Below are 14,179 nucleotides of genomic sequence, written 5' to 3' on the forward strand. Positions count from 1 at the left end.
CCATGAGCAGCAGCACCGTCATCACCAACATCGCCACGCTGATCACCAACGACCCCTCCCTCGGCGACGGCTCCCCTCTCGGAGCGATCCGGGACGCGGCCGTCGTCATCGACGGCGACCGCGTCGCGTGGACCGGTGAATCAAGCAAAGCACCCGCCACTGACAACCGGGTCGACGCCGGGGGCCGGGCGGTGCTGCCGGGCTTCGTGGACTCCCACTCCCACCTGGTCTTCGCCGGCGACCGCACCGAGGAGTTCAACGCCCGGATGTCCGGCCGCCCGTACCACGCGGGCGGCATCCGCACCACGGTCGCCGCCACCCGCGCCGCCTCCGACGCGGAGCTGGAGGCCAACCTCGCCCGCCACCTCGCCGAGGCCCTCCGGCAGGGCACCACGACCCTGGAGACCAAGTCCGGCTACGGCCTGACCACCGCCGACGAGGCCCGTGCCGTGCGCCTCGCCGCCCGCCACACCGACGAGGTCACCTACCTCGGCGCGCACATCGTCGCCCCCGAGCACGCCGACGACCCGGCCGGGTACGTCGACCTGGTCACCGGCGAGATGCTGGACGCCTGCGCCCCGTACGCCCGGTGGATCGACGTGTTCTGCGAGGAGGGCGCCTTCGACGGCGACCAGGCCCGCGCCGTCCTCACCGCGGGCCGGAAGAAGGGCCTGCACCCGCGGATCCACGCCAACCAGCTTTCCCACGGACCCGGCGTCCAGCTCGCCGTCGAGGTCGACGCGGCCAGCGCCGACCACTGCACCCACCTCACCGACGCCGACGTGGACGCGCTCGCCGGCAGTCGCACGGTCGCCACCCTGCTGCCGGGCGCGGAGTTCTCCACGCGCGCCGCGTGGCCCGACGCGCGCCGGCTGCTCGACGCCGGGGTCACGGTCGCGCTCTCCACGGACTGCAACCCCGGCTCGTCGTACACCTCGTCCGTCCCGTTCTGCATCGCGCTGGCGGTGCGGGACATGGGGATGACGCCGGACGAGGCGGTGTGGGCGGCCACGGCGGGCGGCGCGGCGGCCCTGAGCCGCGCCGACATCGGCCGCCTCACCCCGGGCGCGTACGCCGACCTGACCCTCCTCGACGCCCCGAGCCATGTCCACCTGGCCTACCGGCCGGGCGTACCGCTGGTCGCGGGGGTGTGGCGGCGGGGCGTACGCGCCGTGTGATCACTCCTCGACGGTGAGCCCCTTGCGCAGCTTGACCAGGGTGCGCGAGAGCAGCCGGGAGACGTGCATCTGGGAGATGCCCAGCTCCTCGCCGATCTCGGACTGGGTCAGCCCGGCGACGAAGCGCAGGGAGAGGATCCTGCGGTCGCGCGGCGCCAGACCGGCGATCAGCGGCTTGAGCGACTCGACGTACTCGATGCCCTCCAGCCCGTGGTCCTCGTAGCCGATGCGGTCCGCGAGGGTGCCCTCCGGGTCGTCCTCCTCGGGCTGGGCGTCCAGCGAGGCGGCGGTGTACGCGTTGGCCGCCGACATGCCCTCGACGACCTCCTCGTTGGTGATGCCCAGGCGCTGGGCGAGTTCGGCCACCGTCGGGGCGCGGTCGAGCTGCTGGGCCAGTTCGTCACCGGCCTTGGCCAGGTCCAGGCGGAGTTCCTGCAGGCGCCGCGGGACCCGGACGGACCAGGAGGTGTCGCGGAAGAACCGCTTGATCTCGCCGATGATGGTCGGCATCGCGAAGGTGGGGAACTCCACACCGCGCGAGAGCTCGAAGCGGTCGATCGCCTTGATCAGGCCGATCGTGCCGACCTGGACGATGTCCTCCATCGGCTCGCTGCGGGAGCGGAAGCGGGAGGCGGCGAACTTGACGAGCGCCAGGTTGAGCTCGACCAGCGTGTTGCGGACGTACGCGTGGTCGTGGGTGCCTTCCTCCAGCGACTCCAGGCGCTCGAAGAGGGTCTTGGACAGGGCCCGGGCGTCCGCCGGAGCGACCTCGTCGGGGGCGGGGATGTCCGGAAGCCCGGCGAGCGCGGTGCCGGGGCGGGCACCCGCCTCGGGAAGCTCGATGGGATCCAGATGTTCCGGAGGGGGTGTCGACGTCGCTCGGTGGGTAGGCGATCCGTCGAGCCGGGGTGACATGATGTCCTCCATCGTTCTCGGCATACGGCTGCCGAAGCCAATTGCGTGCACTGCGGTGTGCGGCGCCTCCAAAGCCGGCCGTGTCGATTGCGTGTTCCTACTAGCCCTACCGGCTTCACCGAGCCCGCCGCAAGTGCTTTATGTTCAGTTATGTCCGTTTGTGTGTGGATGTTCGGGTGTCGAAGGCCGTGGGGAAGGCGTAGTGTTCGAGGGCGTCAGCAACAGCCTCGACGTCGGGAGAGAGAGACGGCATGGACCGCGGGACGGTCGGCAGCGCACAGTCTGGCCGGCTTCTGGTGGAGGTGCGGGAAGAGGGCCTCAGTGCCGTCGTGACTCCGGCGGGTGAGTTGGATCACCACACCGCCGAATTGTTGCGCGAGCCACTCGAGGGCTGTCTCGCAAAGGGATACAACCGGCTGGTCGTCGACTGCTCCCGCCTGGAGTTCTGCGACTCCACGGGGTTGAACGTCCTGCTCGGGGCACGGCTGAAGGCCGAGGCCGCGGGCGGTGGCGTGCACCTGGTGGGGATGCAGCCGGTGGTCGCGCGGGTGTTCGAGATCACGGGGGCGGACGCCGTCTTCACCGTGCACGACACCCTCTCGGCCGCGCTGGCGGACGAGTCGGGCTGAGCCGGCCGCGCGGGGCCCGGCGCCCTGCCTCCGCGCCCGCTGTGACCGGTGGTTTTCCTCCGCCCCGTGTTTCTTGCCGAATACAGGGGTGTTCCGTCGGTCGGGTCGGGCAGGAGTCATCCTGAACATGTCGCGCTCCCGGACGGGGACATCGGGGGGCGGACGCACCGCTGTACCGCGTGACCAAGTTTTTCGACCGACCTGTACGACATTGAAACGTGAACTGGTGAATCGGTGAGGTGAAGCGCTGATGAGCACCACCCGGCCCTACCCGCCGGGCGACCGCGGTCCGGAGCCCAGCGGCGCTTCCGGGGCGTCTCAGGGGGGAACGCCGATGACCGGGGAGCCCACGGGGGGCGAACACGGGACCGGGGAGCCCGGCACGGGCGTGGCCGCGCCGGCGGCGTCCACCGGCCGCCAGGTCCGCACGCTGAGCTTCGACGGAGTCAGCGGCGTCGTGCCGCTGGCCCGCGACTTCACCCGCCAGGCGCTGTACGCGTGGGGCTGGCTGCCCGCCGCGTCGGCCGACCAGCGGGCCGCCGCGGAGGACGTCCTCCTCGTCGTCTCCGAGCTGGTCACCAACGCCTGCCTGCACGCGGACGGCCCGGAAGAGCTGCACATCAGTTGCGACCGGAAGGTGATCCGCCTGGAGGTCACCGACCGGGGCAGCGGTCAGCCCGCGCCCCGCACCCCGCACCGCGCCGGGCGCCCCGGCGGCCACGGCATGTTCATCGTCCAGCGCCTCTGCCTGGACTGGGGCGTCGTACGCACCCCGGGCGTCACCGGCAAGACGGTCTGGGCGGAGCTGGGCGCCCCCGCGTAACCCGCACGCGCCTCACGCAAGGCGCCCCAAGACACCGAAAACCCCGAAGGGCCACCACACCCAGCAGGTGCGGTGGCCCTTCGTACGAGCGAGGCGGGTCAGCGGACGTCGCCCATGAGGGCCTTGACGCGCTTGCGGTACATCCAGACCGCGACGCCCGCGACCACGGCGAGGGTGGCCTCCAGGGCGACGATGCCCGTCTTGTTGAGGTCGACCCCGGCGATGGACAGCAGGCCGGTCGTGGCGTCACCGGCGGTGACGGCCAGGAACCAGACGCCCATCATCTGAGAGGCGTACTTCACCGGCGCCATCTTCGTGGTGACCGACAGGCCGACCGGGGAGAGCAGCAGCTCACCGCAGGTCTGGACGAAGTAGATCGCCACCAGCCAGAGCGCCGCCGCCTTGTGCCCGCCGTCCGCGATGGCCAGCGGGGCGAGGAAGAGGAAGAAGGACGCGCCGACCAGCACCAGGCCGAACGAGAACTTCACGATCGTGCTCGGCTCCTTGCCACGGCGGGCCAGCGCCAGCCACAGCGAGGCGAAGACCGGGGCCAGCGCCATGATGATGACCGGGTTGACCGACTGGTACCAGGAGACCGGGAACTCCCAGCCCGCGACGGTGTTCTCGGCCGAGGAGTCGGCGAAGATCGACAGGGTCGAGCCGCCCTGGTCGTAGATCATCCAGAAGACGGCCGCGGCGACGAAGAACCAGATGTACGCCGACATCTTCGACTGCTCGGCGCGGTCCAGCGACCGGTCCCGCTTGATCCGGGTCAGCACCATGATCGGGATGATCACGCCGAGCAGGGTCAGCGGGACCAGGATCCAGTTCAGCGTGTAGTGGCCGGAGAAGCCGACGATCGCGTAGAAGACCACCGCGACGACGGCCCAGAAGGCGGCCTTGCGCAGCGTGGTGGACTTCTCGGCCGCCGACAGCGGCTTGGGCACGACGCTGGAGTGCGCGGCCAGGTGGCGGCTGCCGATCAGGAACTGCGCCACGCCCACCGCCATGCCGACCGCGGCCAGCGCGAAGCCCAGGTGCCAGTTGACGTTCTCGCCGATGGTGCCGATGGTCAGCGGCGCCACGAAGGCACCGAGGTTGATGCCCATGTAGAAGACGGTGAAGCCGCCGTCGCGGCGCGGGTCGTCCGGGCCGTCGTAGAGCTGGCCGACCATCGTGGAGATGTTGGCCTTCAGCAGACCGGAGCCGATCGCGACCAGTCCGAGACCGGCGTAGAAGGTGCCCGAGGTGGGCAGCGCCAGGGTCAGGTGGCCGAGCATGATGACGCCGCCCGCGATGCCCACGGTCTTGCGGGGACCCCACACGCGGTCGCCGAACCAGCCGCCCGGCATCGTGAGCAGGTACACCAGCGACAGATACACCGAGTAGATCGCGGTGGCGGTGCCGGCGCTCAGGCCGAGCCCGCCGGGGGCCACGAGGTACAGCGGGAGCAGAGCCCTCATGCCGTAGTAGGAGAAGCGCTCCCACATCTCGGTCATGAAGAGGGTGGCCAGACCCCGGGGGTGGCCGAAGAAGGTCTTCTCGGAACCGGGGATGCCCGGGGTGACCGAGTCCTTCGTCAGGCTGGACGCCATGGTCGTTCCTTGCTGGTCGGGACGCGCTCACGAGAGGCGATGCGCGCCCGGTGGGGGCAGGCCGGCACCGGCGGTCCGCTCCGTCCACCCCACGCCTGCGGGGAGTCCGCCCCGGATCGCGGGACGGCGGACGGTGACCACCGGGATCCACACCTCTGCGCGCGTCACTGCGCTGCGAGGCCCGGCCACAGGTCATTCCTTTGGAGGCTGGCGAGGAGGCCAGCCCGCACACAAAAGAGACCTTCAGCGTCAACAGCCGCCAAAGGTCCCCGTGGTGCTACAGGCGTTGATTCACCATACGGCAGGACACCGCCCGGTATGGAAGGACTTGAGACGCGGATCACAGGGAGTGACGGAACCGGAATCGTACCTTCCGAAGTCTTCCGCGAGATCGTCCCCCGCCCCGCGCGGGGGCGAGGTGTCCGGCATGTCCGCAGGTAAGAGGCCCCGGCGCCGATCACGCCCCCGGGGGTTGCTCCGGGCGGACTACCATCGGTCCATGACCCGTGTACTGCTCGCCGAGGACGACGCGTCCATCTCGGAGCCGCTGGCCCGCGCACTGCGCCGGGAAGGGTACGAGGTCGAGGTGCGTGAGGACGGACCCACGGCGCTCGACGCCGGGATGCAGGGCGGCGTGGACCTGGTCGTGCTGGACCTGGGCCTGCCCGGCATGGACGGCCTGGAGGTCGCGCGGCGGCTCCGCTCCGAGGGCCACGCCGTGCCGATCCTCATCCTGACCGCGCGCGCCGACGAGGTGGACACCGTCGTCGGCCTCGACGCGGGCGCCGACGACTACGTCACCAAGCCGTTCCGGCTGGCCGAGCTGCTCGCCCGGGTCCGGGCCCTGCTGCGGCGCGGCTCCGCCGAGCCCCAGCAGCCCCCCGCCACGCACGGCGTGCGCATCGACGTCGAGTCGCACCGCGCCTGGATGGGCGACGAGGAGCTCCAGCTCACCGCGAAGGAGTTCGACCTGCTGCGGGTGCTGGTCCGCGACGCCGGCCGGGTGGTCACCCGCGACCAGCTCATGCGCGAGGTCTGGGACACCACCTGGTGGTCCTCCACGAAGACCCTGGACATGCACATCTCCTGGCTGCGCAAGAAGCTGGGGGACGACGCGGCCAATCCGCGCTACATCGCCACCGTGCGGGGCGTGGGCTTCCGCTTCGAGAAGAACTGAGCCCGCGCACCAGGGCCCCGGGTAAGAGGACATGCGCCGCCGACTGATCCAGTCCACGCTCGCCGTGGTGCTCGTCGTGATCGCCGTCTTCGGCGTCTCCCTCGTCATCGTCGAGACCCGGACCATCAGCAGCACCGCCCAGGAGCGGGTGGACCTGGAGGCGGCCCGGCTGGCCAGCATCGTGGACAGTCGGCTGCTGGGCACCGGCAGCGTCGACGCCGAGGTGCTGCGCGGCCAGGTCGAGGGCGACCGCTACGCCGAGATCCGGGTCCCCGGCAAGCCGGTCATCCGGGTCGGCTCCGAGCCGTCCGGGGAGGTCACCCGGGGCGAGGCCACCGGCGAGGAGGGCGAGACGGTCCTGGTCGAGGAGCCCCGGTCCTCGGTGACCCGCGAGGTCGGCCGGACCCTGCTGATCATCGGGCTGGTGGCGCTGCTCGCGGTGATCGCCGCCGTGCTGCTCGCGATCCGCCAGGCCAGCCGCCTCGCCTCCCCGCTCACCGACCTCGCCGAGACCGCCGAGCGGCTCGGCTCCGGCGACCCGCGCCCCCGCCACAAGCGGTACGGCGTCCCCGAGCTGGACCGGGTCGCCGATGTGCTGGACGCCTCCGCCGAGCGCATCGCCCGGATGCTCACCGCCGAGCGCCGGCTGGCCGCCGACGCCTCCCACCAGTTGCGTACGCCGCTGACCGCGCTGTCGATGCGGCTGGAGGAGATCACCCTCACCGACGACCCGGAGACGGTGAAGGAGGAGGCGACCATCGCCCTGGCCCAGGTGGAGCGGCTCACGGACGTCGTGGAGCGGCTGCTGACCAACTCCCGCGACCCGCGCAGCGGCTCCGCCGTCACCTTCGAGCTGGACGACGTCATCCAGCAGCAGATCGCCGAGTGGCGCCCCGCCTACCGCAGCGCCGGCCGGGCGATCGTCTCCTCGGGCAAGCGGCACCTGACGGCCGTCGGCACGCCCGGCGCGGTCGCCCAGGTGCTGGCGGCGCTGATCGAGAACTCGTTGATGCACGGCGGCGGCACGGTCGCGCTGCGCACCCGGGTCACCGGCAACCAGGCGGTGGTCGAGGTGACCGACGAGGGGCCCGGCGTCCCCGCCGACCTCGGCGCGCGGATCTTCGAGCGGACGATCAGCGGACGCAACTCCACGGGCATCGGGCTGGCCGTCGCCCGGGACCTGGCGGAGGCGGACGGCGGGCGGCTGGAGCTGCTCCAGGCCAAGCCGCCGGTGTTCGGCCTGTTCCTGTCCCGCACCCAGCCGCCGAAGGTGCCCGAGGAACCGTCCCGGACGGTCCGTTAGAGCCTGTCGTTTGGATCATGCCGCAGACGCGGGGCCTGGCACGCGCACCTGCGGCGTTGTCGTCGGTCCTCGACTCCCCCACGCTCGGCTGCGCTCGCGCGGGGGCACCCCCATCGCGTCGACTCCCTCCTCCGCCTTGCATCTGCACGCACCAGGCCCCGCTCACCGGCGCGACAACGCGCAGCCGATTCCCTGCGACCTGATCCAAACGACAGGCCCTAGCCGTACCGGCCCGCGGGGCTCAGGGCCGGCGGCCCGCGCCGACCCGGGGGGCGCCCGGCGCCGGGGCCGCGGTCGGCAGCTCGTGCTCCAGGAAGGACTCCGCGCGGGCGGCCCCGTCCCGGTCCGGCAGCGCGCGGAACACCCAGGTCCGGTACGACCAGAAGCGGAACAGCGTCGCCACGCCGATGCCGACGAACTTGAAGATGTTGCTCTGCAGCGGGCTGTCCCAGCCGAAGCCGTACGTCGCCAGGTACAGCAGCCCGTTCTCGATGACCAGCCCCACCGCGCTGAACAGCAGGAAGAGGGTCATCTCCTTGGTACGGCGGCTCTTGTCGCGGTCCCGGTAGGTGAAGTACCGGAAGCCGATGTAGTTGAAGACGATCGCCACGACGGTGGCGACGATGCCGGCCCGGACCACCTGGAGGTCGGTGGTGTGCCGCACCAGGTTGAAGACGAGCAGGTTGACCAGGACCCCCGCTCCGCCCACGGCGCCGAACTTCACGATCTCGCGGGCGACCCCCTGGAACCGCCGCCGCAGTGCCCGGCGCGGGGTGAGGGGCGCGTTCCGATGCGCCGGGGAACCACGTCCCATGGTCGTCCTGGCCCCCGTCCGTAGGTTGGCGTCGACCCAGTCATGCTAACCACCCGGGCCCGCGATCTTCCTGTGGACGGGCGATCCCGGCGCCGGAAACGGCGGGGGAACGGCCGGGAACAGAGGTGCCCCGGCACGGCCGATACGCTAGGGGTGTGACGTTTCCGGTAGTCGGCATGGTCGGCGGGGGCCAGCTCGCGCGTATGACGCACGAGGCGGGCATCCCGCTGGGCATCAGGTTCAAGCTCCTCAGTGACACTCCGCAGGATTCCGCGGCCCAGGTCGTCGGCGATGTCGTCGTCGGCGACTACCGCGACCTCGACACGCTGCGCGAGTTCGCCCGTGGCTGTGACGTGATCACCTTCGATCACGAACACGTGCCCACCGAGCACCTCAGGGCCCTGGAGGCGGACGGCATCCCCGTCCGGCCGGGCCCCGACGCGCTGGTGCACGCCCAGGACAAGGGCGTGATGCGGGCGAAGCTCACCGCGATCGGCGTGCCCTGCCCGCGCCACCGCATCGTGCGCGACCCGGCCGACGTGGCCGCGTTCGCCGCCGAGGGCGACGGGTTCCCGGTCGTCCTCAAGACCGTGCGCGGCGGGTACGACGGCAAGGGCGTGTGGGTGGTCGGCTCGGCCGAGGAGGCCGCCGAGCCGTTCCGCGCCGGAGTGCCGGTGCTGGCCGAGGAGAAAGTCGACTTCGTCCGCGAGCTGGCCGCCAACGTCGTCCGCTCCCCGCACGGCCAGGCCGTCGCCTACCCGGTGGTGGAGTCGCGGCAGGTCGACGGGGTCTGCGACACCGTGATCGCGCCCGCCCCCGACCTGGCGGAGGACCTCGCCCTGCGGGCCGAGGAGCTGGCGCTGAACATCGCCAAGGAACTGGGCGTCGTCGGCCACCTCGCCGTCGAGCTGTTCCAGACCCGCGACGGCCGGATCCTCGTCAATGAGCTGGCGATGCGCCCGCACAACTCCGGCCACTGGTCGATGGACGGCGCGATCACCTCGCAGTTCGCCAACCACGTCCGCGCGGTCCTCGACCTGCCCCTCGGCGACCCCCGCCCGCGCGCGACGTGGACGGTGATGGTCAACGTCCTCGGCGGCGACTACCCCGACATGTACTCCGCGTACCTGCACTGCATGGCCCGCGACCCCCAGCTCAAGATCCACATGTATGGCAAGGACGTCAAGCCCGGCCGCAAGGTGGGCCACGTCAACACCTACGGCGACGACCTCGACGACGTGCTGGAGCGCGCCCGTCACGCTGCCGGCTACCTGAGAGGGACCATCACCGAATGAGCCCCGTTGTTGGCATCGTCATGGGGTCGGACTCCGACTGGCCCGTGATGGAGGCCGCCGCCAAGGCGCTCGACGAGTTCGAGATCGCCTACGAGGTCGACGTCGTCTCCGCGCACCGGATGCCGCGCGAGATGATCACGTACGGCGAGCAGGCCGCCGACCGCGGGCTGAAGGCGATCATCGCCGGGGCCGGCGGCGCCGCCCACCTGCCCGGCATGCTGGCCTCCGTCACCCCGCTGCCGGTCATCGGCGTGCCGGTGCCGCTGAAGTACCTCGACGGCATGGACTCCCTGCTGTCGATCGTGCAGATGCCGGCCGGGGTCCCCGTCGCCACCGTCTCCGTCGGCGGCGCCCGCAACGCCGGGCTGCTCGCCGCCCGCATCCTCGCCGCCCACGACGAGGAACTCCTCACCCGGATGCGCGAGTTCCAGCAGGACCTCAACGACCAGGCCACCGAGAAGGGCAAGCGGCTGCGCGCCAAGGTCGAGGGCTCGGCCTCCTTCGGCTTCGGGAAGTAGCCATGACCTCACTGGACCTGGCCCGCGAACTGCTGGCCGACTTCCCCGTCGTCGACGGGCACAACGACCTGCCCTGGGCCCTGCGCGAACAGGTCCGCTACGACCTCGACGCCCGGGACATCGCCGCCGACCAGCGCGCCCACCTGCACACCGACCTGCCCCGGCTGCGGGCCGGCGGGGTCGGCGCGCAGTACTGGTCGGTGTACGTCCGCTCCGACCTGCCCGGCGCGGTCACCGCCACGCTGGAGCAGATCGACTGCGTACGGCGGCTCATCGACCGCCACCCCGGGGAGCTGCGGGCCGCGCTGACCGCCGCCGACATGGAGGCCGCGCGCGCCGAGGGCCGGATCGCGTCGCTGATGGGCGCCGAGGGCGGCCACTCCATCGACAACTCCCTCGCCGTGCTGCGCGCCCTGTACGCGCTGGGCGTGCGCTACCTGACGCTCACCCACAACGACAACGTGGCCTGGGCGGACTCGGCGACCGACGAGCCCGCCGCCGGCGGTCTGACCGCGTTCGGCCGGGAGGTCGTGCGGGAGATGAACCGCGAGGGCATGCTGGTCGACCTCAGCCATGTGGCGGCGACGACCATGCGGGACGCGCTGGACACCTCCGCCGCGCCGGTGATCTTCTCCCACTCCTCCGCCCGCGCGCTCTGCGACCACCCGCGCAACATCCCCGACGACGTGCTGGAGAAGCTGCCCGCCAACGGGGGCGTGGCGATGGTGACGTTCGTCCCCAAGTTCGTGCTCCAGGCGGCCGTCGACTGGACGGCCGCCGCCGACGAGAACATGCGGGCGCACGGCTTCCACCCCCTGGACAGCGGCCCCGAGGCGATGGAGGTGCACCGCGCCTTCGAGGAGCGGGTGCCGCGTCCGGTGGCCACGGTGGCCACGGTCGCCGACCACCTCGACCACATGCGGGAGGTCGCGGGCGTCGACCACCTCGGCATCGGCGGCGACTACGACGGCACCCCCTTCACCCCGGACGGCCTGGGCGACGTCTCCGGCTACCCGAACCTGATCGCCGAGCTGCTCGACCGGGGCTGGTCCCGCACCGACCTGGCCAAGCTGACCTGGCGGAACGCGGTACGGGTGCTGAGCGCGGCCGAGGACGTGGCCCGGGACCTTCAGGCGACCCGGGCGCCGTCGCAGGCGACGATCGAGTCGCTGGACGGTTGAGCCGCCGCCTCGGCGAGGGTGGGGTAGTCGGTGTAGCCGGCCGCCCCGCCCACGTACATGAAGTACCGGTCCCGCACCGGGTTCAGCGGGGCGCCCGCGCGCAGCCGGGCCACCAGGTCGGGGTTGGCCAGGAACGGCCGGCCGAGCGCGATCAGGTCGGCCCCGGCGTCCAGCAGCCTGCCGGAGGCGCGGTGCACCTCCTCGGTGGTCAGCTCGGTGAGCACCGGGTTGGCGACCAGCACCCCCGGCCAGCCCGCGCGGATACGCCGGTAGACCGGCGCGGCGGGGTCGGCGTACCCGAGGTGCAGATAGGCCAGGCCCAGGTCGCCGAGCCGCTCGACGAGCGCCGGGTAGAGCTCCTCCGTCTCGCCCTCCGCGATGCCGTTGACGGTGTTGCCGGGGGAGATCCGCAGACCCACCCGCTCCGGCCCGACCGCGGCGGCCACCGCCTCGGTGACCTCGGCGGTGAAGCGGATCCGCCGGTCGGGGGAGCCGCCGTAGCCGTCGGTGCGGCGGTTGGTGTTGCGGGCCAGGAACTGGTGGAGCAGATGGCCGTTGGCGGAGTGCACCTCCACGCCCGCGAACCCGGCGTCCAGCGCGTTGCGGGCAGCCCGCGCGAAGTCGGCGACGGTGGCGGCGATGTCCTCGGCCGTCATCTCGCGCGGCACCACGGACGGCCGGTGCCCGTCCGGCGTGAAGATCGTCTCGGGCAGCGGCACCGGCGACGGCGCGACCGGCGTCAGCCCGCTGGTCGCCGGATGCCCGACCCGGCCGCCGTGCTGGAGCTGGAGGAACATCCCGCCGCCCCCGGCCGCCCGCACCGCCTCGGTCACCCGACGCCAGCCCGCCACGTGCCGCTCGCGGTGGATCGCGGTGATGTTCGGGTACGTCTGCCCGGTCGCGTTGGGCGTGGACGCCTCCGCGATGATCAGCCCGGCCGAGGCGCGCTGCGCGTAGTACTCGGCCATCAGCGCGGTCGGAGTGCCGTCGGCCTCGGCCCGGTTGCGGGTCAGCGGCGCCATCAGCAGACGGTTGGCAAGGGTGAGGGGACCCAGGGAGGCGGACTCGAACAGTGCTGTCGTGTACGTCATGCCGGTACGCTAGAACTTGACACTGATGTCAGTTTCAAGTCCGTCCGGACCGAGCTGAGGGGGCATCGTGCGGATCGGTGAACTGGCCCGGCGCACCGGCGTGAGCGAGCGGTCGCTGCGCTACTACGAGGAGCAGGGGCTGCTCGCGGCCGAGCGGACGCCCGGCGGGCACCGGGAGTACCCGGAGGCCGCCGTCGACCGGGTGGTGCGGATCCAGGAGCTGTTCGCCGCCGGGCTGTGCAGCAGCAAGATCGCCCGGCTGCTGCCCTGCATGCGGGACGCCGACGGCGGCCCCTCGGCCGTCGCCACCCCCAAGCTGGTCGAGGACCTCGCCGCCGAGCGCGAGCGGATCGACCGCACCATCGCCGACCTGCTGCGCTCCCGGGAGACCCTGGACGAGGTGATCGACGCGGCCCGCGGCCGCTGACCGGGCCCGGTCGGCGTACCCCCGAACGCACCGCCCACCAGGAAGCGGTTCCCGCTCCGTGCGACGGTGACGGTACTGCACGACGACCGTACGGAGCCCGCCATGGCAGACCTCCAGGACGACCTGCACGCACGCACCGAGGCCGGCGAGCTGGACGACCTGCCGGTGCCGTTCCCCGCCGACGTGCTCCCGCCGGAGCCCTACACGCCCGTCTCCGACCCGGACGACGCGCCGCTGAAGCGGGCCCGGGCCGTGCTGGCCGCGCACCCGGTCGCCGACGGCTACAGCGGGCTGCCCTGGGCGCTGAAGCACCTGCCCTGGTACGACCTGGAGCTGGGCGAGACCGCCGTGGACACCGACATCCCCCGGCTGCGCGAGGGGCGGGTCGGCGCGCTGTTCTCCGCGCTGCACCTGCCCGAGGGCTTCGACGGCGACCGCGCGGTCGGCGCCACCCTGGACCAGCTCGACCTGGTCCGCCAGGTGGTCCGCGCCCACCCCGACGGCCTGCGCCTGGCGTACGACGCCGGTGAGGTCATCGACGCCCGCAACTGCGGCCGGACCGCCGTGCTGCCCGGTCCCGCCGGGGCCGCCGCCGTCGGCGACCGGCTCGGCATCCTGCGCTCCCTGTACGCCCTGGGCCTGCGGGTGCTCACCCTGACCGGCGTGAGCTGGGCGGGCGAGGCGGGGCTGACCCGGTTCGGCGAGGAGGTCGTCCGGGAGATGAACCGGCTCGGGATGATCGCCGACCTGTCCGGGGCGTCGCCGGCCACCGTCCGGCGGACCTTCGCCGTCTCCAAGGCGCCCGCGCTGTGCACCCGCTCGGCCGCCCGCGCGCTGCGTCCGCACCCCGCCAACCTCCCCGACGACCTGCTGGCCGAGCTGGGCGCGGCCGGCGGGGTGTGCATGGTGCCGCTGACCGCCGAGCAGACCGGCCCGACCGTCCGGGACGTCGCCGACCACCTCGACCATGTGCGCGAGGTGGCCGGCCCGGGGTCCGTCGGCCTGTCCGGCACGTACGACTCCGGCGCCGCCCACCCGCTGGAGCTGGGCGACGCCTCCGGCTACCCCCGGCTCGTCGCCGAGCTGCTCCGGCGGGGCTGGGAAGAGGCCGATGTCGCCCTGCTGACCTGGGGCAACGTCCAGCGGGTGCTGCGCGGCGCGGCGTTCACCGCACGCGCCGCGCGACTGCGCCGGCCGCCGTCCACGGCGACCATCGCCGACCTGGACGGCTGA

14 protein-coding genes are annotated in these 14,179 nt (G+C 72.4%); 10 read left to right on the plus strand and 4 right to left on the minus strand.

The features are described from left to right. The first annotated feature begins 2 nt into the window (after positions 1-2). A complete protein-coding gene (gene hutI / locus IE316_RS16170; RefSeq protein ID WP_190205019.1) occupies positions 3-1,178 on the plus strand; it encodes an imidazolonepropionase in 1,176 nt (391 codons plus the stop codon). Here hutI and IE316_RS16175 read toward each other — a convergent pair whose 3' ends face one another. After that, positions 1,179-2,093, minus strand: coding sequence for an RNA polymerase sigma factor SigF (locus IE316_RS16175; RefSeq protein WP_190205020.1), 915 nt, complete (start codon positions 2,091-2,093; stop codon positions 1,179-1,181). It lies immediately after the preceding gene. Positions 2,094-2,344: 251 nt separating this feature from the next. Between IE316_RS16175 and IE316_RS16180 the strand changes: the two genes are divergently transcribed. Continuing rightward, entirely contained in the window at positions 2,345-2,722 is a 378-nt protein-coding gene (locus tag IE316_RS16180) for an STAS domain-containing protein (protein WP_190205021.1), read from the plus strand. A gap of 250 nt (positions 2,723-2,972) precedes the next feature. Next, complete coding sequence (locus IE316_RS16185; RefSeq protein WP_190205022.1) at positions 2,973-3,545, plus strand: ATP-binding protein; 573 nt, start codon at positions 2,973-2,975, stop codon at positions 3,543-3,545. A gap of 98 nt (positions 3,546-3,643) precedes the next feature. On the opposite strand, the gene IE316_RS16190 is transcribed toward IE316_RS16185, so the two are convergent. Next, positions 3,644-5,140 carry an oligopeptide:H+ symporter gene (locus tag IE316_RS16190; RefSeq protein ID WP_190205023.1) on the minus strand — a complete coding sequence of 499 codons (1,497 nt, stop codon included), beginning with the start codon at positions 5,138-5,140 and terminating at the stop codon, positions 3,644-3,646. Positions 5,141-5,639: 499 nt separating this feature from the next. Here IE316_RS16190 and IE316_RS16195 point away from each other — a divergent pair, with 499 nt between their 5' ends. Further along, positions 5,640-6,317, plus strand: a complete 678-nt coding sequence (locus tag IE316_RS16195) for a response regulator transcription factor (protein ID WP_190205024.1) — start codon at positions 5,640-5,642, stop codon at positions 6,315-6,317. A gap of 31 nt (positions 6,318-6,348) precedes the next feature. Further along, the gene (locus tag IE316_RS16200; RefSeq protein WP_190205025.1) at positions 6,349-7,620 is read left to right on the plus strand and encodes a sensor histidine kinase; all 1,272 of its coding nucleotides are present in this window, start codon (positions 6,349-6,351) and stop codon (positions 7,618-7,620) included. A 241-nt stretch (positions 7,621-7,861) separates the two neighbouring features. On the opposite strand, the gene IE316_RS16205 is transcribed toward IE316_RS16200, so the two are convergent. Continuing rightward, positions 7,862-8,434, minus strand: a complete 573-nt coding sequence (locus IE316_RS16205) for a GtrA family protein (protein ID WP_190205026.1) — start codon at positions 8,432-8,434, stop codon at positions 7,862-7,864. 155 nt (positions 8,435-8,589) lie between these two features. Here IE316_RS16205 and IE316_RS16210 point away from each other — a divergent pair, with 155 nt between their 5' ends. Genes IE316_RS16210 through IE316_RS16220 form a run of 3 tightly spaced genes read left to right on the plus strand, consistent with a single transcriptional unit; the run spans position 8,590 to position 11,428 of the window. Continuing rightward, positions 8,590-9,729 (plus strand): 5-(carboxyamino)imidazole ribonucleotide synthase, encoded by a 1,140-nt coding sequence (locus tag IE316_RS16210; RefSeq protein WP_190205027.1) that lies wholly within the window; start codon positions 8,590-8,592, stop codon positions 9,727-9,729. Further along, complete coding sequence (gene purE, locus IE316_RS16215; protein WP_190205028.1) at positions 9,726-10,247, plus strand: 5-(carboxyamino)imidazole ribonucleotide mutase; 522 nt, start codon at positions 9,726-9,728, stop codon at positions 10,245-10,247. The genes IE316_RS16210 and purE overlap by 4 nt, the downstream gene beginning before the upstream one ends. Positions 10,248-10,249: 2 nt before the next feature. Next, positions 10,250-11,428, plus strand: a complete 1,179-nt coding sequence (locus IE316_RS16220) for a dipeptidase (RefSeq protein WP_190205029.1) — start codon at positions 10,250-10,252, stop codon at positions 11,426-11,428. Here the strand turns inward: IE316_RS16220 and IE316_RS16225 are convergent. Beyond that, positions 11,377-12,519, minus strand: a complete 1,143-nt coding sequence (locus tag IE316_RS16225; RefSeq protein ID WP_190205030.1) for an alkene reductase — start codon at positions 12,517-12,519, stop codon at positions 11,377-11,379. The genes IE316_RS16220 and IE316_RS16225 overlap by 52 nt on opposite strands. Positions 12,520-12,586: 67 nt before the next feature. Between IE316_RS16225 and IE316_RS16230 the strand changes: the two genes are divergently transcribed. After that, entirely contained in the window at positions 12,587-12,946 is a 360-nt protein-coding gene (locus IE316_RS16230) for a MerR family transcriptional regulator (protein WP_190205031.1), read from the plus strand. Positions 12,947-13,048: 102 nt separating this feature from the next. Further along, positions 13,049-14,179, plus strand: coding sequence for a dipeptidase (locus tag IE316_RS16235; RefSeq protein ID WP_190205032.1), 1,131 nt, complete (start codon positions 13,049-13,051; stop codon positions 14,177-14,179).

The sequence above is a fragment of the Streptomyces fumanus genome (assembly GCF_014655295.1).
Taxonomy (GTDB): Bacteria; Actinomycetota; Actinomycetes; order Streptomycetales; family Streptomycetaceae; genus Streptomyces; species Streptomyces fumanus.

Bases quoted from the DNA above. Each gene is read 5' to 3' on its own strand.
- hutI (WP_190205019.1), top strand. From the start codon at position 3: ATGAGCAGCAGCACCGTCATCACCAACATCGCCACGCTGATCACCAAC.
- IE316_RS16175 (WP_190205020.1), bottom strand. From the start codon at position 2,093: ATGTCACCCCGGCTCGACGGATCGCCTACCCACCGAGCGACGTCGACA.
- IE316_RS16180 (WP_190205021.1), top strand. From the start codon at position 2,345: ATGGACCGCGGGACGGTCGGCAGCGCACAGTCTGGCCGGCTTCTGGTG.
- IE316_RS16185 (WP_190205022.1), top strand. From the start codon at position 2,973: ATGAGCACCACCCGGCCCTACCCGCCGGGCGACCGCGGTCCGGAGCCC.
- IE316_RS16190 (WP_190205023.1), bottom strand. From the start codon at position 5,140: ATGGCGTCCAGCCTGACGAAGGACTCGGTCACCCCGGGCATCCCCGGT.
- IE316_RS16195 (WP_190205024.1), top strand. From the start codon at position 5,640: ATGACCCGTGTACTGCTCGCCGAGGACGACGCGTCCATCTCGGAGCCG.
- IE316_RS16200 (WP_190205025.1), top strand. From the start codon at position 6,349: ATGCGCCGCCGACTGATCCAGTCCACGCTCGCCGTGGTGCTCGTCGTG.
- IE316_RS16205 (WP_190205026.1), bottom strand. From the start codon at position 8,434: ATGGGACGTGGTTCCCCGGCGCATCGGAACGCGCCCCTCACCCCGCGC.
- purE (WP_190205028.1), top strand. From the start codon at position 9,726: ATGAGCCCCGTTGTTGGCATCGTCATGGGGTCGGACTCCGACTGGCCC.
- IE316_RS16220 (WP_190205029.1), top strand. From the start codon at position 10,250: ATGACCTCACTGGACCTGGCCCGCGAACTGCTGGCCGACTTCCCCGTC.
- IE316_RS16225 (WP_190205030.1), bottom strand. From the start codon at position 12,519: ATGACGTACACGACAGCACTGTTCGAGTCCGCCTCCCTGGGTCCCCTC.
- IE316_RS16235 (WP_190205032.1), top strand. From the start codon at position 13,049: ATGGCAGACCTCCAGGACGACCTGCACGCACGCACCGAGGCCGGCGAG.